Annotated in this window: 16 protein-coding genes; 6 read left to right on the forward strand and 10 right to left on the reverse strand. The window is 57.8% G+C overall.

Translation table 11 applies throughout. From position 1 onward, the window contains the following. Nucleotides 1-41: 41 nt before the first annotated feature. The 3 genes from KGB27_RS27730 to KGB27_RS27740 form a co-directional block, all read right to left on the reverse strand. On the reverse strand, nt 42-797 hold the full coding sequence (locus tag KGB27_RS27730; RefSeq protein WP_008032173.1) for a DeoR/GlpR family transcriptional regulator: 756 nt from the start codon (nt 795-797) through the stop codon (nt 42-44). A 95-nt stretch (nt 798-892) separates the two neighbouring features. Continuing rightward, nucleotides 893-2,398 carry a glycerol kinase GlpK gene (gene glpK, locus KGB27_RS27735; RefSeq protein ID WP_008032172.1) on the reverse strand — a complete coding sequence of 502 codons (1,506 nt, stop codon included), beginning with the start codon at nt 2,396-2,398 and terminating at the stop codon, nt 893-895. Between the two features lie 75 nt (nt 2,399-2,473). Beyond that, nucleotides 2,474-3,325, reverse strand: a complete 852-nt coding sequence (locus tag KGB27_RS27740) for an MIP/aquaporin family protein (protein WP_008032171.1) — start codon at nt 3,323-3,325, stop codon at nt 2,474-2,476. Nucleotides 3,326-3,693: 368 nt separating this feature from the next. Between KGB27_RS27740 and ybaK the strand changes: the two genes are divergently transcribed. Both ybaK and KGB27_RS27750 read left to right on the forward strand, forming a co-directional pair. After that, nucleotides 3,694-4,164 carry a Cys-tRNA(Pro) deacylase gene (gene ybaK / locus KGB27_RS27745; RefSeq protein ID WP_007971306.1) on the forward strand — a complete coding sequence of 157 codons (471 nt, stop codon included), beginning with the start codon at nt 3,694-3,696 and terminating at the stop codon, nt 4,162-4,164. 15 nt (nt 4,165-4,179) lie between these two features. Further along, a complete protein-coding gene (locus tag KGB27_RS27750; protein WP_008032170.1) occupies nt 4,180-4,962 on the forward strand; it encodes a PhzF family phenazine biosynthesis protein in 783 nt (260 codons plus the stop codon). A gap of 126 nt (nt 4,963-5,088) precedes the next feature. Here the strand turns inward: KGB27_RS27750 and KGB27_RS27755 are convergent, their stop codons facing one another. Together KGB27_RS27755 and argF are read right to left on the reverse strand one after the other, a co-directional pair. Further along, complete coding sequence (locus KGB27_RS27755; RefSeq protein ID WP_008040856.1) at nt 5,089-6,198, reverse strand: ABC transporter ATP-binding protein; 1,110 nt, start codon at nt 6,196-6,198, stop codon at nt 5,089-5,091. Beyond that, complete coding sequence (gene argF, locus KGB27_RS27760; RefSeq protein ID WP_032832563.1) at nt 6,195-7,115, reverse strand: ornithine carbamoyltransferase; 921 nt, start codon at nt 7,113-7,115, stop codon at nt 6,195-6,197. Before argF ends, KGB27_RS27755 begins: the two co-directional genes overlap by 4 nt. Before the next feature lie 407 nt (nt 7,116-7,522). On the opposite strand from argF, the gene KGB27_RS27765 reads away from it, so the two are divergent. The 3 genes from KGB27_RS27765 (at nt 7,523) to grxD (ending at nt 10,492) form a co-directional block, all read left to right on the forward strand. Further along, a complete protein-coding gene (locus tag KGB27_RS27765; RefSeq protein ID WP_192228576.1) occupies nt 7,523-7,813 on the forward strand; it encodes a hypothetical protein in 291 nt (96 codons plus the stop codon). Between the two features lie 134 nt (nt 7,814-7,947). After that, a complete protein-coding gene (locus KGB27_RS27770) occupies nt 7,948-10,053 on the forward strand; it encodes a molybdopterin oxidoreductase family protein (protein WP_223437266.1) in 2,106 nt (701 codons plus the stop codon). A gap of 97 nt (nt 10,054-10,150) precedes the next feature. Beyond that, on the forward strand, nt 10,151-10,492 hold the full coding sequence (gene grxD / locus KGB27_RS27775) for a Grx4 family monothiol glutaredoxin (RefSeq protein ID WP_008032163.1): 342 nt from the start codon (nt 10,151-10,153) through the stop codon (nt 10,490-10,492). Nucleotides 10,493-10,667: 175 nt separating this feature from the next. Here the strand turns inward: grxD and bfr are convergent, their stop codons facing one another. The 5 genes from bfr to KGB27_RS27805 form a co-directional block, all read right to left on the reverse strand. Beyond that, nucleotides 10,668-11,144, reverse strand: a complete 477-nt coding sequence (bfr, locus tag KGB27_RS27780) for a bacterioferritin (RefSeq protein WP_008032161.1) — start codon at nt 11,142-11,144, stop codon at nt 10,668-10,670. A gap of 107 nt (nt 11,145-11,251) precedes the next feature. Continuing rightward, nucleotides 11,252-12,361 (reverse strand): ArnT family glycosyltransferase, encoded by a 1,110-nt coding sequence (locus KGB27_RS27785; protein ID WP_223557105.1) that lies wholly within the window; start codon nt 12,359-12,361, stop codon nt 11,252-11,254. Nucleotides 12,362-12,486: 125 nt separating this feature from the next. Beyond that, a complete protein-coding gene (locus KGB27_RS27790; RefSeq protein ID WP_008036436.1) occupies nt 12,487-13,944 on the reverse strand; it encodes a UbiA family prenyltransferase in 1,458 nt (485 codons plus the stop codon). A 4-nt stretch (nt 13,945-13,948) separates the two neighbouring features. Continuing rightward, nucleotides 13,949-14,344 carry a hypothetical protein gene (locus KGB27_RS27795; protein ID WP_223557108.1) on the reverse strand — a complete coding sequence of 132 codons (396 nt, stop codon included), beginning with the start codon at nt 14,342-14,344 and terminating at the stop codon, nt 13,949-13,951. Between the two features lie 527 nt (nt 14,345-14,871). Beyond that, on the reverse strand, nt 14,872-15,090 hold the full coding sequence (locus tag KGB27_RS27805; RefSeq protein ID WP_008032160.1) for a bacterioferritin-associated ferredoxin: 219 nt from the start codon (nt 15,088-15,090) through the stop codon (nt 14,872-14,874). 312 nt (nt 15,091-15,402) lie between these two features. Here KGB27_RS27805 and KGB27_RS27810 point away from each other — a divergent pair, with 312 nt between their 5' ends. After that, nucleotides 15,403-16,005, forward strand: a complete 603-nt coding sequence (locus KGB27_RS27810; RefSeq protein WP_008032158.1) for a peroxiredoxin — start codon at nt 15,403-15,405, stop codon at nt 16,003-16,005. The last annotated feature ends 112 nt before the right edge of the window (nt 16,006-16,117 follow it).

Here is a 16,117-nt window from a genome sequence, read left to right on the forward strand (position 1 = left end):
CTCAAGTACGCCATCGCCGGCAAGCCGGCTCCTACAAGTTGTTAAACAACCTCCAACCGAATCTTGTGCTGACTCAACAACTGCGCCAGCGCCGGCACTGGCTGCTGATCCGTCACCAGGCAATCGATCAAGCTGATCGGCCCCAGGCGAATCATGGCATTGCGCCCGAATTTGCTGGAGTCCGCTGCCAGTATCACCTGCCGCGCATTGGCGATGATCGCCTGCGACACCCGCACTTCCTGATAATCAAAGTCCAACAGGCTGCCGTCTTCATCAATACCGCTGATACCGACGAGGGCGAAGTCGACCTTGAACTGGTTGATGAAGTCGACACTCGCCTGACCGACCACGCCACCGTCGCGCCGCACATTGCCACCGGTCAGCAGAACGTCGAAGTCGTCCTTGGCGCTGAGCATCGAAGCCACATGCAGGTTGTTGGTGATGATCTTCAGGTGGTTGTGGTTGAGCAGCGCCCGTGCGATCGATTCGGTGGTGGTACCGATGTTGATGAACAGCGAGGCGTGATCGGGGATCTGTGCAGCAATTGCTTCGCCGATACGCTGCTTTTCATCGCGCATCTGATCGGCGCGCATGGCGTAGGCGGTGTTTTCGACACTGGAGTCATAGGCTGCGCCGCCATGGTAGCGACGCAATAAATTGGATTCCGCGAGCTGATTGATGTCGCGGCGGATGGTCTGCGGTGTAACGACGAACAGCGTGGCCATTTCCTCGATGCTGACATAGCCGCGTTCGCGGACCAGTTCGAGGATTTGCTGCTGACGGGGAGGCAGATTCATGGGGCTTCCTTTGGGCTGCCGTGCAAAATTTGCCCATGATGCCGCAGGAATCCGCTCCCGACCAGTTACAACCGGATACGAGTCCGGTCCGTGGCTTATTCAGCGCCTTCGTGCGGTTCCCAGTCACGCGTGCGGCTGACCGCTTTTTTCCAGCCGGCGTAGAGTTTTTCCTTGGCGGTTTCGTCCAGTGTCGGCTCGAATTCACGCTCGATCACCGCCTTGCCGCGCAGTTCTTCCAGGCTGCCCCAGAAGCCACACGCCAGACCGGCCAGGTACGCCGCACCGAGTGCGGTGGTTTCGCGCATTTGCGGGCGCTCGACCTGAGTGCCGAGGATGTCGGCCTGGAATTGCATCAGGAAGTTGTTTGCCACCGCGCCGCCATCCACACGCAATGCTTTGAGGCGTTCGCCGGAATCCTGTTGCATGGCGTCGAGCACGTCGCGGGTCTGGTAGGCAATCGACTCCAGCGCTGCACGAATGATGTGATCCACGCGTACGCCGCGAGTCAGGCCGAACAGTGCGCCACGAGCATACGGGTCCCAGTACGGAGCGCCCAGGCCGGTGAAGGCTGGCACCAGGTACACGCCGTTGCTGTCCTTGACCTTGTTGGCGAAGTATTCGGTGTCGTGCGCGTCGTTGATGATTTTCAGTTCGTCACGCAGCCACTGAACAGTGGAGCCGCCGTTGAACACCGCGCCTTCCAGCGCGTAGGCCACTTCGCCACGCGGACCGCAAGCGATGGTGGTCAGCATGCCGTGCTTGGACTTCACCGCTTTGTCGCCGGTGTTCATCAGCAGGAAGCAGCCGGTGCCGTAGGTGTTTTTCGCCTGGCCTGGCTCGACGCACATCTGGCCGAACAGGGCCGCCTGCTGATCACCGGCGATACCGCCGATGGCGATGCCGCTTTTGGTGTGGCCGTAGATTTCTGACGAGGATTTAACTTCCGGCAGCATCTCGCGCGGAATATCCAGCACCTCCAGCATCTTCGCATCCCACTCCAGGGTGTGGATGTTGAAGAGCATGGTGCGCGAGGCGTTGGTGTAGTCGGTGACGTGGACTTTGCCGCCGGTAAATTTCCAGATCAGCCAGCTGTCCACGGTGCCGAACAGCAGTTCGCCTTTGCGCGCACGCTCGCGGCTGCCTTCGACGTTGTCGAGGATCCACTTGAGTTTGGTGCCGGAGAAGTACGGGTCGGTGACCAGGCCGGTGGTGTCGCTGATGTATTGCTCGTGGCCGTCACGTTTGAGCTGCTGGCAGATCTCGGTGCTGCGGCGGCACTGCCAGACGATCGCGTTGTAGATCGGGCGGCCGGTGGTCTTGTCCCAGACCACAGTGGTTTCGCGCTGGTTGGTGATGCCGATGGCCGCGACCTGGTCGTGATGCAGGCCGGCTTGCGCCAGGGCCTCGACCATCACGGCGCTTTGGGTGGCGAAGATTTCCATCGGGTCGTGTTCGACCCAACCGGCTTGCGGGTAATGCTGGGCGAATTCGCGCTGGGCGGTGCAAACCACGTTCGCGTCGCGGTCGAAAATGATCGCGCGGGAGCTGGTCGTACCCTGATCGAGGGCAATGATGTAGTTCTTATTCTGAATGTCGGTCATGTCGATTGCCTTGGACGAAAAAAGGGAGTGAGGTCAGGCGCGGGACCAAATGGGCAGGATCACGCGCCTACGGTATCAAGAAGTTCTTGGTTTGCCGTCAATGGCCGGTGTTGCGTCCTTTGTAGCAGGTTCGGCGCTGGGCAGATGACGGGCAATCAGCCCGCGATACGCTGCAGCACCGAGGCAGGCACCGACAATCGGTGCAAAAATCGGGATCAGGAAATACGGGATATCGCGGCCACCAGTGAAGGAAATTTCACCCCAGCCAGCGAAGAAAGTCATCAGTTTGGGACCGAAGTCACGCGCCGGGTTCATCGCAAAGCCGGTCAGCGGGCCCATCGAACTACCGATCACCGCGATCAGCAGGCCGATCAGCAGCGGCGCCATCGGCCCGTTTGGCAGACCGTTGTTGTCATCGGTCAGGGACATGATCACGCCCATCAGGACGGCGGTGATGATCACTTCAACCAGGAAGGCCTGGGCCGTGGACAAGACCGGGTTGGGGAACGTGGAGAACACCGACGCCAGTTCAAGGCTGGCTTGAGTGCCACGAACCATATGGTGAGTTTGTTCGTAATCGAAGAATAGATTGCTGTACAGCGTGTAAACCAACAACGCGCCGCAGAAGGCGCCGGCCACCTGGGCAAGAATATAGAACGGCAGTTTGCGTTTTTCGAAGTCAGCGAAAATGCTCAGCGCGATGCTTACGGCAGGATTGAGATGAGCACCCGAAACCCCGGCGGTCAGGTAGATCGCCATGCTGACGCCGACGCCCCAGATGATGCTGATTTCCCACAAGCCAAAGCTGGCACCCGCGACCTTGAGCGCGGCAACGCAACCGGTACCAAAAAAGATCAGCAGTGCAGTGCCCAGAAACTCGGCCATGCATTGGCTCGAAAGCGACGGTTGTTGTAAAGCAGTTGTCATTGAAAACCTCTTTGTTTTTGTTGTCTGGCGCTTTTTTCGTCATGGCCAAAGCGCGATTTTCACCAGGGCAGGATCCCCATCCTGTTCCTGGCTTACTGCTGGGTACTGCGTTGTCACGTTGTACTGTATTCAGATTCGAAAAAATATAGACAAGAAACACTGCTGTCAAAGGTCGAAAGTGAACTGTCGGTCACAATGCAACTATTAGTCACATGAATGATCGTTTTGTTTGGCGAACCGGACGAACTCTGACGAGCGGTAAAGAATCGCGCCAAGCGCTGGAAACGCTGCCGTGATAGAGCCTTTTGTGGAGCAATGTCCTAGAATCCAGCGCAGTACTTTTCTCTGCCGCCCAGTCTGGAGCTGTCATGACCCCCGCATTGGATTTGTTGAAAAAAGTTCGTGCCGAACATCGCGTGCACAGTTACGAACATGATCCGAAGGCGGCGTCCTATGGCTTGGAGGCCGCGGAGAAACTGGGGCTGGACCCGGCGCAAGTGTTCAAGACGTTACTGGCGGCCAGTGAAAAAGGGGAATTGCTGGTGGCGGTGGTGCCGGTCGTCGGAAGTCTGGACTTGAAGGGCCTGGCGCATGCGGCCGGGGTGAAAAAAGTCGAAATGGCCGACCCTGCCGCTGCACAACGCTCGACGGGTTATCTGTTGGGCGGTATCAGCCCGCTGGGACAGAAAAAGCGCCTGCGCACGTTTATCGATAATTCGGCCCAACCCTTTGCCAGCATTTTTGTCAGTGCCGGTCGACGTGGCCTGGAAGTGGAACTGGCCCCCGCGGTACTGGCCGAACATACCCAGGCCAAGTTCGCCGATATCGGCCGTGCCTGATTCAGGGAGAAGGTTATGCAGCTTGAGTTCCATCAGGTCGACGCGTTCAGTGAGCGACCGTTCAGTGGTAACCCGGCGATGGTCTATCGCCTCGATGCGTGGCTCGCCGATGAGTTGATGCAGAAAATCGCCGCTGAACATAACCTCGCCGAAACCGCCTTTGTGGTGCGTGAAGGGCAGGGGTGGCACATCCGCTGGTTCACTCCGACCACCGAGGTGCCTTTGTGTGGGCATGCCACCCTGGCCAGCGCTTATGTTTTGTTCGAGATCTATAAGGAGCCGGTCGAACGCCTGGACTTCATTTGTAAGTCCGGCCCGCTGAGCGTGAGTCGTGAGGGCGGTCGTTTGTGGCTGGATTTCCCGGCAATCGTGCCGTCTGCAGTCGGCGTGACCCTGGATGTCGAACGTGCTTTGGGCGTCGACGTGGTCGATGTGTTGGGTTCGAATGAATTATTCGTGGTGCTGGAGTCGGAGCAGGCCGTGCTCGACTGTCAGCCCGACATGGTCGCGTTGGCCAAACTGCCGTGGCCGGGTGCCATCGTCACCGCCAAGGGCAGCAAGCATGATTTTGTGTCGCGGTACTTCGCGCCGGCGATCGGTATCAATGAGGATCCGGTGACCGGTTCGACCCATTGCAGTTTGATCCCGTATTGGTCGAAGCGTTTGGGCAAGTCGAGCCTGACGGCGTATCAGTGTTCGAAGCGAGGCGGGGAGTTGTTCTGTCGGCTGGAAGGCGATCGGGTGAAGATCGGCGGGAATGCGACGCTGGTTGCGAGCGGAATGCTGATCCTCGGTTAACCCCAATCCCGTAGGAGCGAGGCTTGCCCGCGAAGGCGTAGTGTCAGGCAATGCAAATATCGACTGACACTACGCCTTCGCGGGCAAGTCGGATCGCCGCACCGCTCGCTCCTACAGATTCAGGTATCAGCTGGCGGTGCTGTAACGCCGAACGCCGGATTCGACCGTCGGAATCTGCGCGGCGATGCTGCCGGACGCCTGGAACAACACCAGGTGTTCAGCGGCAACCCGGATGCCAACTTCTGCACCGACCAGATGATCGGCATGGCTCGGGAAAATCGATTCCAGCTGCGCGCCGGTGGGCATCTGCAACCGATACAACGTCGACGCACCCTGGAACGACTTGCCGACAATCCGCGCCTTCAAGCCACTGTCCGGTGCATAAACGATATCGTCCGGGCGCAACAATACGTCCACGGCGCCACCAATCGGCCAGGTGTAGGCCCGATTGCCGCGCAACTCACCCAGCTCGGTCTGCACCGATTCCGGGCTGCTCAGCTGACCACGAATGAAGTATCCCTGACCGATGAAACTGGCCACATAGGGCGTCAGCGGTTCGTGATACAGGTTGTAGGGCGTGTCCCACTGTTCCAGGCGACCTTCCTTGAAAACCCCGACATGATCGCTTACCGCGAAGGCTTCTTCCTGGTCGTGGGTCACCAGAATCGCGCTGGTGCCACGGGCCTTGAGGATGTCGCGCACTTCGTGGCTGAGCTTGCGCCGCAGTTCGCCGTCGAGGTTGGAAAACGGTTCGTCGAGCAGCAACAGTTGCGGTTCCGGCGCCAGGGCGCGAGCCAGGGCAACACGCTGTTGCTGACCGCCGGAAAGCTCGTGCGGAAAGCGTTTGCCGAGGTTTTTCAGGTTGACCAGTTCCAGCAGTTCTTCGGTCACGCGATCCTTTTGCGGATGCTTGCGAATCCCGAACGCGATGTTTTCGGCCACGCTCAAATGCGGAAACAGCGCGTAATCCTGGAACACCATGCCGATCCGGCGTTTCTCCGGTGCGAGGGTGAAGCCGGCGCTGGAGATCGTCTCGCCCGCCAGGGTGATTTCACCTTCGTGCACCGGTTCAAAACCGGCAATCGCCCGCAGCGTCGTGGTTTTGCCGCAGCCCGAAGAGCCGAGCAGGCAACCGATATCACCGGCATTCAAATGCAGGTTGAGGTTCTGCACGACGCGCTGGTCTTGATAGCCGCAAGCGAGGTTGCGCAGGTTAAGCAGTAATGGCTGGCTCATGCGTGGTGGTACGAAGGCGGAACGAGAAACTCGAGCAGGGCCTTTTGTGCGTGAAGACGGTTTTCCGCTTGATCCCAGGCGACTGAGCGCGGGTCATCGAGCAGGTCGAGGCTGATTTCCTCGCCACGGTGGGCGGGCAGGCAATGCATGAACAGCACGTCATCGGCGGCCAGGTCGAGCAGGGCACGGGTGACCTGGAACGGCGCGAACAGCTTCAGGCGCTTGGCGGTTTCCTCTTCCTGGCCCATGGAGGTCCAGACGTCGGTGCTCACCAGATGAGCGCCGCGCACGGCGTCCTTCGGATCCCGGACGATGGTCACCCGGTCACCGGCGCTGGCCACGAACTCAGGATTGGGTTCATAGCCTTCAGGGCACGCAATGCGCAACTGGAAGTCGAACTGGATCGCCGCTTCTATATAGCTGTTGCACATGTTGTTGCCGTCGCCGATCCAGGCAACGGTCTTGCCCTGGATCGAGCCGCGATGTTCGAGGAAGGTTTGCATGTCGGCCAGCAACTGGCACGGGTGCAGGTCATCGGACAGGCCGTTGATCAGCGGGACGCGCGAATTGGCGGCGAATTCGGTCAGGGTGCTGTGGGAAAACGTACGGATCATCACCGCATCGAGCATGCTCGACATGACAATGGCGGCGTCGCCGATCGGTTCGCCACGGCCCAGTTGCGTGTCGCGCGGCGACAGGAAGATTGCCTGGCCACCGAGCTGGATCATGCCGGCCTCGAACGAGATCCGGGTACGGGTCGAGGACTTCTCGAAAATCATCCCGAGCACGCGGTTTTTCAGGGGCTCGAACAGTACGCCGCGGTTACGCAGGTCTTTGAGCTCAACGCCTCGACGGATCACGCTGACCAGCTCTTCGGGCGTGCAATCCATCAGGGAGAGAAAGTGCCTTGCGCTCATCATTGACTACCTTTTTGCTACAAACCGCAGATGCTCAAAGCCTTGTTTAACTGGAAAACGGGCGAGACCTGCGGCGTAAGCCGCACAGGGCGACGAAATAGGGGAAGGCGCGATCTTATAATTAAATGTCGCGTCTTACCAATAGGGCTACGGTTTTTAGGGGATTTCAGAGGGGCTATGGGGTGACCGCAGTAGCGCTTTTGAAGCCTGTTTCCTGACAGCAGCTGCTCATTTGTACACTGCGGCTGCGGGGCTTTGCAATCAAACAGGGCGGGCATGGTGTGCTGATGGTCGGTTTCTGACCCGGCATTCCAGCCCGCTGATGGCAATGTGCCTCGTTTGTAACACTTGCTAATGCAATGTGCTGGGTTATAACTAAGTCACGAGCGATGCAGGAAGCCTTCGGAATGGAATCGAAAGAACAGCAATTGATGGAATTACTAGGTCTCACGGCCCGCTCACTGACGCATCTCACCGCTTCCATGACCTCAATGTCCTTTGAGCTTTTGCGAAGTAACGACGAGGTGACCAGGGCCGCTGGCCGGCGGATGATCGACCGCATGGCCACCATCAGCACAGGGCTCGACGAGCACTGGCGACTGATCGGCGAGCTCACCGGCGTGCATGTCGCCCACGAACAGATTGAAACCATCCAGGAGATTCAGTTGCAGGCGCCGCCGAGGCTGCCGTCAAACTGATCCCGAGCGGTCATCGGCTGGCCTGATGGCCGCCGATTCACAAGACGAACGTCGCTGGCGCAGTGGCGGGGCACGCGCCATAGTTTTGTTCCCGCGGCCGCTATTGCCCGCCCAGAACAAGACAGAGACTGGCCATGACCAAGACTCTCCATCACCGTGCCTGCCACCTGTGTGAAGCCATCTGCGGCCTGACCATCGAGACCACCGAGCTCGATGGCGATGTGCAGATCACCTCGATCAAGGGCGATGCCCTCGATACGTTCAGCCGCGGGCACATCTGCCCCAAGGCCGTTGCCCTGCAAGACATCCAGAACGATCCTGACCGCCTGCGTCAGCCGATGCTGCGCGTTGGCAGCGAATGGCAACCTATCGAGTGGGAAGATGCCTTCAACCTGGTCGCTGAACGCCTGGCGGGGATACAGGAGCGCCACGGGCAGAACTCGGTGGCGGTTTATCAAGGCAATCCCAGCGTGCACAACTACGGGCTGATGACCCACAGCAATTACTTTCTTGGCTTGCTGAAAACCCGCAACCGGTTTTCCGCGACCTCGGTCGATCAGTTGCCTCATCACCTGACCAGCCATTTGATGTACGGCCACGGCTTGCTGTTGCCGATCCCGGACATCGATCACACCGATTTCATGCTGATTCTTGGTGGTAATCCGCTGGCCTCCAACGGCAGCATCATGACCGTACCGGATGTCGAAAAGCGCCTGAAAGCGATACAGGGCCGGGGCGGTAAAGTGGTGGTGGTCGATCCGCGTCGCAGCGAAACGGCTGCGATTGCCGATCAGCATCTGTTCGTCCGTCCGGGCGGCGACGCAGCATTGCTGTTCGGGCTGCTCAACACGTTGTTTGCTGAAGGCCTGACCCGCGACAGCCATTTGCCGGTCGACGGCCTGGATGACGTGCGCAAGGCCGTCGCGGCTTTCACCGCCGAAGCCATGAGCCCGCTGTGTGCCGTGCCGGCCGAGCAGATCCGCCAATTGGCGCGGGACTTCGCGGCGGCGCCGACAGCGGTTTGTTATGGCCGTATGGGCGTTTCTACCCAGGCGTTCGGTACGTTGTGCCATTGGCTGGTGCAGTTGATCAACCTGGTCACCGGCAACCTTGATCGCGTCGGTGGTGCGGTGTGCACCGAACCGGCGGTGGACCTGGTGGCATCTACCTCGGGCGGACATTTCAATCTGTGGCAGAGCCGCGTGTCCGGGCGTCCGGAATACAGCGGCGAGCTGCCAGTGTCGGCGCTGGCCGAAGAGATGCTCACCGAAGGGGAAGGGCAGGTTCGCGCGTTGATTACTGTGGCCGGCAATCCGGTGTTGTCGACGCCCAATGGCCGGCAACTGGAGCAGGCGCTTGACGGGTTGGAGTTCATGGTCAGTGTTGACTTGTACATCAACGAAACCACGCGCTATGCCGACCTGATCCTGCCGTCGACTTCCGCTCTGGAAAACGATCACTACGACACCACGTTCAACATGTTTGCGGTGCGTAACGTCAGCCGGTTCAATCGCGCGATCCTGGCCAAGCCGGAAGGCGCGTTGCACGACTGGGAGATTTTCGTCGGGCTGGCCAAGGCCTTTGCCGCGAAGACCGGCAAGGAACTGAAACCGACGATTCCCCCTGCGCAGATGATCGATCGTGGTTTGCGAATGGGGCTGTATGGCGACGCCTCGCTGCACAAGCTGTCTTTGGCGACGCTATTTGATCAGCCGCATGGCGTCGACCTTGGCGCGCTGAAATCCAATCTGGCGCCACGCCTGAAAACCGCCAACCAGCGCGTTCAGGCAGCACCGGCGGCGATCCTTGCCGACCTCTCGCGATTTGCGGCGCTGCAAGCACCGGCGGCTGATGAACTGCTGATGATTGGCCGTCGTCACGTGCGCAGCAATAACTCGTGGATGCACAACTATCACCGACTGGTGAAGGGTAAGCCGCGTCATCAGTTGCTGATGCATCCGGACGACCTTGCCAGTCGCGGGCTCAGCGATGGGCAGCGGGTGCGGGTCAGTTCCCGGGTCGGCATGATCGAAGTGGAAGTGCTGGGCAGTCAGGATATGATGAAAGGAGTGGTCAGCCTGCCGCACGGTTGGGGCCATGCGCGGCCTGGCGTGCAGATGACGATTGCCAGCGGCCAGCCAGGTTCCAGTGCCAATGACCTGACCGACGAGTGTCAGCTCGATGAGTTGTCGGGGAATGCGGCATTGAACGGTGTGCCGGTGACCGTAGCGGCGGCTTGATTGAGTCTGTCGGGGAGACCGAGCATGGCGCTCGGCTTTCCGTTACAATGCGCCACCGTGCCGACCCCCGAGTCGGAAAGTTCAGCCGAGGTGCTTCATGGATATCATCGAAACGATTAAAGAGCAGATTGCCAACAACACCATTCTGCTTTACATGAAAGGTTCGCCGAATGCCCCGCAGTGTGGCTTCTCCGCGAAAGCCGCACAGGCCGTGATGGCATGTGGTGAAAAGTTTGCGTACGTGGACATCCTGCAGAACCCGGAAATCCGCGCCAACCTGCCAAAATACGCCAACTGGCCAACTTTCCCGCAGCTGTGGGTCGGTGGTGAGCTGGTCGGCGGTAGCGACATCATGACCGAGATGGCTGCAGACGGTTCGCTGCAAAGCACCATCAAAGCGGCTGTTGAAGCCGCCGCTGCTGCCAAGACCGAAGCCTGACCTGCTTTCTGTAGGAGCGAGCGGTTCGGCGTTCCGACTTGCCCGCGAAGGCGTTGTACCTGACACACCGCTTTCGCGAGCAAGCTTCGCTCCTACAACAGCACAGGCACAAAAAAGCCCCGCCTCTTAAAAGAGAGCGGGGCTTTTTATTGTCTTGAATCTAACGGGCGCTAACTTACTCGTCGTCGCCCATCTGCGATTGCAGATAGTTCTCAAGACCGATTTTATCGATCAGGCCCAGTTGGGTTTCCAGCCAGTCGATATGTTCTTCTTCGGATTCAAGAATATCTTCGAGCAGTTCACGGCTACCGTAGTCGCCAACGGTTTCGCAATGAGCGATCGCGACTTTCAGGTCAGCGTGGCCAGTGCGTTCGATGCGCAGGTCGCACTCAAGCATTTCCTGGGTGTGCTCGCCGATCTGCAGCTTGCCCAGGTCCTGCACGTTAGGCAGGCCTTCCAGGAACAGGATGCGCTTGATCAGCTTGTCCGCGTGTTTCATCTCGTCGATGGACTCGTGGTATTCGTGCTTTCCGAGCTTGTTCAGACCCCAATCTTCATACATGCGCGCATGCAGAAAATACTGATTGATCGCGACCAGCTCATTGGCAAGGATCTTGTTGAGATGCTGGATGACTGTAATGTCGCCTTTCATGATGGGGTCCTGCCCTGTAATAGCTGTCTATAAACCAGAGTTTGAGCCGCACAACTAAGAGTGTCAAACCTAACTTATTGAAACTTAAATGAACATACGAATCATAACTAAGCAGCAGTATCCGGCACTGATCGAGATGATCGACGGTGCAGGATGTGATTGATGAAAAAGGCAGCAAACAAGGCGATGAACGGCGTCATCGGCATATGATAGCGATCCTGGCCGACGATCAGCAGAGCCACGGTTGCAAACAAGGCGGGCGTTACCACCAGCGGATCGAAAAAACGCAAAGGATTTTCCCGGAGAAATATTCCGACGCCAATGAGAGAGAGGGAGAAAATTGCTAACCAATAGGCGGCAGAGCCAGCCTTGAGAATCGGTTGCAATGCAGGAGCTAGCGAGTTCTGGTTCCATGCTATGCCGATGCTTTCGCGATCAAAGCTGTGGGCGACCCGGTTCAGGCATAACCGAAGATAGAGACCTGGATTTTCGCGAATGAAGTCGAGCGCGAGACCTTTGTAATGGTTATCGCGGACTACTTCGTTTTTTGTATTGAGATTTATCTCGGGCACCGACATATAGGCCCCATTTGCCTGGGGGTTATTGCCCATCCACAGATTGATACCGAAATTCGCAGAAATAAGTACCGGCTCGCCAAATAAAGCGCGATTACGCTCTGCCCAAGGAGTCAGCAATATTGCTGCGACGACCAGCGCCAGAATGACGTGCAGAACAGTTTGCGCGGGTTTACGGAAGGGCTGATCCAGAAGCGGTAGCAAAACAATAAGCGGTAGAACCGTCGGCCGCATGAATGCGGCGGCGACCAGAAGAGCAGTCGACAGAACGGTGCGAGCCCAGTGCGGCAACTTCCCCGTACCACGAGCCACAAAAGCCCAGATCACCAGCGTCATGAGAGGCAATTCGCTGTTTGGAACGGTGGTGAAGGCGATCCATGCGGGCCAGAAGGCGAATAGCAGCGCCGCGATGCGTGCGATCGTCCTGTCAAAATACAAAAGGCCGAGTTGATAGATTCCAGCTACCGATATAGAGCTGAGAATCAGGTTGACAAGAATGATTACCCAGCCATGCACGCCCAACAACGCATAAAAGGCGCCGTAAAGGGCGGACGGGCCAACAGGCCAGTAAGCCGTGGCTTCACCACCAGGATAGACATAGCCTCGGCCTGCGGCGATTTCCTGCGCGAAGCTGTGATACATGTTCGCGTCCGATACAGGGCTTACTGGAACCAATAGTCCCCATATCAACCGGATCGCAAAAGTCAGCATCAGAATGGGCAAGACACCTGACTTGAAGCTGGCCTGTGCGAGTAGCCGTGTTGTGTTCACCATAAGGAAGGACCACTTATTGCCATGAAGAAGGTGCAGCCCATCAGTGCTACCACGACGATGCTCTGCCAGTCCCGCGCCGCGAAGAGCACGGGGTCTTCATCCACCTCGCCTCGCACAGTCTTCATCCACAGGCGTGCAGTCCAATAGAGCATGAGCGAAGGCGCAAACCACAACCATTCGTGCGAAGGATACATGACGGGCACAATCTCGGCCTGCGTGTACATGGCGAGGATCAGAACGCTGATCATGCCGCTGGATGAGCCAAGCGCCAGCACCACCGGCAGATCTTCAGGACGATAACCGCGACCAGGCAACAACTTGACCGAAAAGGCAGTATCCCGCAGCTCCGAGTAACGCTTCACCAGGGCAAGACTGAGGAAGATGAACATGGAAAAAGCGAGTAACCAAAAGGACGGTTTGATATCCGTCGCGGCGGCGCCCGCTATGACACGAATCGAATAAAGGCTGGCCAGTATCATCACATCGACGATCACCTGCTTCTTCAGCAGGAAGGAATAGGCAGCGGTCAGAAAATAGTAGACACCGAGCACAACGAGAAAGCGTGGCGGCAATTGCAGCGCAAGTATCAGGGATGAACCAAGCAGCAAGGGGATGGCGGCGATGCCCGATTTCACGGACAAGGTCCCAGCGGCAAAAGGCCGGTTCTTCTTGCGGTGATGCTTGCGATCTGCGGGCAGGTCGAGCAGATCATTCAGCAGATAGACGGACGAGGCGCACAGGCTGAACGAGATGAAGGCAAGGATCGCCCAGAACAATAGTTGCGGATTCGTCACCTGATGCGCCGCTAGCAGGGGGACGAAGACAAGGAGATTCTTCAGCCACTGCTGAATGCGCAGGGCTCTCCACCAGACACGAAAACCACCGCTTGGATCCTCTATAAAATCAATGTCGTGATTGCGATCCCGCGCCGCTTGCCTCAGACCGTCCTGTGAGGAAACCAGAAACGCCCGGCGCGCCCGTGCGAATACGGGCAAGTCCGCTTTGTCGTTGCCGATATAGTCGAAGCCTCGTTCGCCAAAGCGTTCGACGAGCATACTAGCCTTGGCGTGGGAGGAAAGATTGGTGCCTTCGTCGCTGCACAGTACCTCGTCGAAGAGGCCCAGATGGTCCGTAATACCATTGGCGACGCCGGCGCAAGATGCCGTGGCAAGAATGATAGGGCGCTGCGCTGCGCGGGCGGTTTCGATCAGGACTAGCACATCGGTGCGATAGGGGAGGCTAGCTGCATCGATCGTTACTCGCTCGGCGATGCGGTGCTTGAGGCTCGCCTTGCCCTTCATGAGCCAGCCCGGCAGGGAGGCGAGCGAGAGAGGCGAGGTCTTTGCAAGCAACAGAAATGTTTCGAGCAGCATGTCGGTGCGCACCAGTGTGCCATCCAGATCCACGCAAAGCGGAATCGGCGCGTCATCGATTTCGTTCATGTTCGTCATGACGTCACGCCCCCCTCGCCATCACGACAACCCCGCTCATGATCAGCAATGTGCCGATGACCTTGGCCGCGGAGAAGGTGTCATTGAAGACGAGGCGGCCGAGCACGGCCGTTAGCACAAAGCCCAGTGCCACGAACGGATAGGCGAAACTGACCTGCACCTTGGATAGCACCATCAGCCAGACCGCCGCACTGCTGAAATACAGGAAAAGGCCGAGCAATATTAGGGGGTTGAGGGCAATATCGAGCAATGCTGATGCTCGTGCCCCTCCTTCTGCGATCACCCTCTGGGCGGAAGGGGAGTTCATGCCGGCCTTGAGGGCGATCTGCGCAAAGGCGGATATCGTGACGCTAATCAGGATGAGCGCATAAACGTTTTTTACTAGGCTGAGATTTAACAAAGCGCCCTCCCCCGAGTTTGTGTCGCATTCTATTTGTGTAGCAGTGACATTGGATTGCGTCAATTCGGCAGGAAACGCTCTCGGCCGGAAAATCAAAGCAGGAGGGAAAAGGAAATTTTAGCTCCCAGTAGCCAAACAACTTTGGTCGGCCCTTGAGCAAGGAGAAGGAGAACGAGAAATGTCAGCAAAGTCGAAAGCGGGGACGCTATTCGCGTGGCCACCTATCGACCGTGCTCAACGGTCATGCAGCGATTTCTGCTGACCTAGCGCTGCGCTTGGAACTCGCCGGTATAAGCACCGGCCGCCAGTGGCTGGCCATGAAGGCAGCCTATGACTTGTGGCAGGCCGAACACCGAGGGCAACCGAATATCGTACGTTTGCATGAAGTGCCAGCGTAACCCATGAGTAACCACGACCAGAAACGACAAGGGCCTGCATCGCTGCAAGCCCTTGTTTTGTATGGAATTCTTTAAAATATAAAGCTAAATATAGGCGGACATGAAGTCCGTTTCTTTGGAATAGGGTATTTACGCGGCAGTAAATTCTACAGGGAAAGGAATCGCAGCCTGGGCTGTTTGCAATTTGGTCAGGGTTTCACGCACCACTTCCTTGGCAAGGCAGGCGCATTTGCCACATTGGCTGGCTACGCCGGTAGCTTGGCGGACTTCCTTGTAGCTGCAGCAACCTTCATAGATTGCTTCGCGGATTTGTCCGTCGGTGACGCCAGTGCAGAGGCAGACATACATAACTGAAACCGTCGCTGGTTATGACTCAATTGCGATGGATCTTAATGTTAACGAGAATGATTGTCAAAGTGGTTTCTGAAAGCTTTGCGTTATAAGCGAGGGTGACTGACGAACGGTTTTCCTAGGGCAATCTGCCAGTAAGCGTGTCGCCGGGAATTTGGCCTGTCGGTGAAAATCCGTTGAGGACAGCTCAAAAACGCAGTGTATGATGGCCGGTCCTTATGAAGCGGGTGGGTGTCACAGGGCTGTCGCCTGAGGGTGGCAGGCTGGCGCAAACCCGGAACTTCACGTTTTTACACCAGGAGATATTCAATGAGCGTACTCGTAGGCAAGCAAGCCCCTGACTTCACCGTACCAGCCGTACTCGGCAATGGCGAAATCGTCGACAGCTTCACCCTGTCGTCGGCCATCAAAGGCAAATACGGCCTGGTGTTCTTCTACCCGTTGGACTTCACCTTCGTTTGCCCATCCGAGCTGATCGCTCTGGACAACCGCATGTCCGACTTCAAGGCCCGCAACGTTGAAGTGATCGCTGTTTCGATCGACTCGCACTTCACCCACAACGCGTGGCGCAACACCCCGGTCAACAATGGTGGCATCGGCGAAGTTCGCTACACCATGGCAGCCGACCTGAAGCACGAAATCGCCAAGGCCTACGATGTTGAATCCGAAGGCGGCGTGGCTTTCCGTGGCGCGTTCCTGATCGACGACAAAGGCGTTGTCCGTTCGCAGATCATCAACGACCTGCCACTGGGCCGTAACATCGAAGAGCTGGTCCGTCTGGTCGACGCTCTGCAATTCCACGAAGAGCACGGCGAAGTTTGCCCTGCCAACTGGAAAAAAGGCGACAAAGGCATGACCGCTTCGACCGAAGGCGTCGCGGCTTACCTGACCGAGAATGCTGCTGCCCTGTAAGGCGCATTCGAGGCACAAAAAAACCGGCCATAGAGGCCGGTTTTTTTATGGGCGGAGAAGCGGTGATTCCTGTAGGAGCCGGCTTGCTGGCGATCCAGGCACCTCGGTAATC

It is taken from the genome of Pseudomonas sp. BF-R-01, assembly GCF_019946615.1.
Classification (GTDB): domain Bacteria; phylum Pseudomonadota; class Gammaproteobacteria; order Pseudomonadales; family Pseudomonadaceae; genus Aquipseudomonas; species Aquipseudomonas migulae.

What these genes read in the sequence shown, in the direction of transcription:
- KGB27_RS27755 (WP_008040856.1), bottom strand. Translation starts at nt 6,198, where the DNA reads ATGAGCCAGCCATTACTGCTTAACCTGCGCAACCTCGCTTGCGGCTAT.
- KGB27_RS27805 (WP_008032160.1), bottom strand. Translation starts at nt 15,090, where the DNA reads ATGTATGTCTGCCTCTGCACTGGCGTCACCGACGGACAAATCCGCGAA.
- bfr (WP_008032161.1), bottom strand. Translation starts at nt 11,144, where the DNA reads ATGAAAGGCGACATTACAGTCATCCAGCATCTCAACAAGATCCTTGCC.
- KGB27_RS27730 (WP_008032173.1), bottom strand. Translation starts at nt 797, where the DNA reads ATGAATCTGCCTCCCCGTCAGCAGCAAATCCTCGAACTGGTCCGCGAA.
- KGB27_RS27810 (WP_008032158.1), top strand. Translation starts at nt 15,403, where the DNA reads ATGAGCGTACTCGTAGGCAAGCAAGCCCCTGACTTCACCGTACCAGCC.
- KGB27_RS27765 (WP_192228576.1), top strand. Translation starts at nt 7,523, where the DNA reads ATGGAATCGAAAGAACAGCAATTGATGGAATTACTAGGTCTCACGGCC.
- argF (WP_032832563.1), bottom strand. Translation starts at nt 7,115, where the DNA reads ATGAGCGCAAGGCACTTTCTCTCCCTGATGGATTGCACGCCCGAAGAG.
- glpK (WP_008032172.1), bottom strand. Translation starts at nt 2,398, where the DNA reads ATGACCGACATTCAGAATAAGAACTACATCATTGCCCTCGATCAGGGT.
- ybaK (WP_007971306.1), top strand. Translation starts at nt 3,694, where the DNA reads ATGACCCCCGCATTGGATTTGTTGAAAAAAGTTCGTGCCGAACATCGC.
- KGB27_RS27790 (WP_008036436.1), bottom strand. Translation starts at nt 13,944, where the DNA reads ATGACGAACATGAACGAAATCGATGACGCGCCGATTCCGCTTTGCGTG.
- KGB27_RS27785 (WP_223557105.1), bottom strand. Translation starts at nt 12,361, where the DNA reads ATGTATCACAGCTTCGCGCAGGAAATCGCCGCAGGCCGAGGCTATGTC.
- grxD (WP_008032163.1), top strand. Translation starts at nt 10,151, where the DNA reads ATGGATATCATCGAAACGATTAAAGAGCAGATTGCCAACAACACCATT.
- KGB27_RS27770 (WP_223437266.1), top strand. Translation starts at nt 7,948, where the DNA reads ATGACCAAGACTCTCCATCACCGTGCCTGCCACCTGTGTGAAGCCATC.
- KGB27_RS27740 (WP_008032171.1), bottom strand. Translation starts at nt 3,325, where the DNA reads ATGACAACTGCTTTACAACAACCGTCGCTTTCGAGCCAATGCATGGCC.
- KGB27_RS27750 (WP_008032170.1), top strand. Translation starts at nt 4,180, where the DNA reads ATGCAGCTTGAGTTCCATCAGGTCGACGCGTTCAGTGAGCGACCGTTC.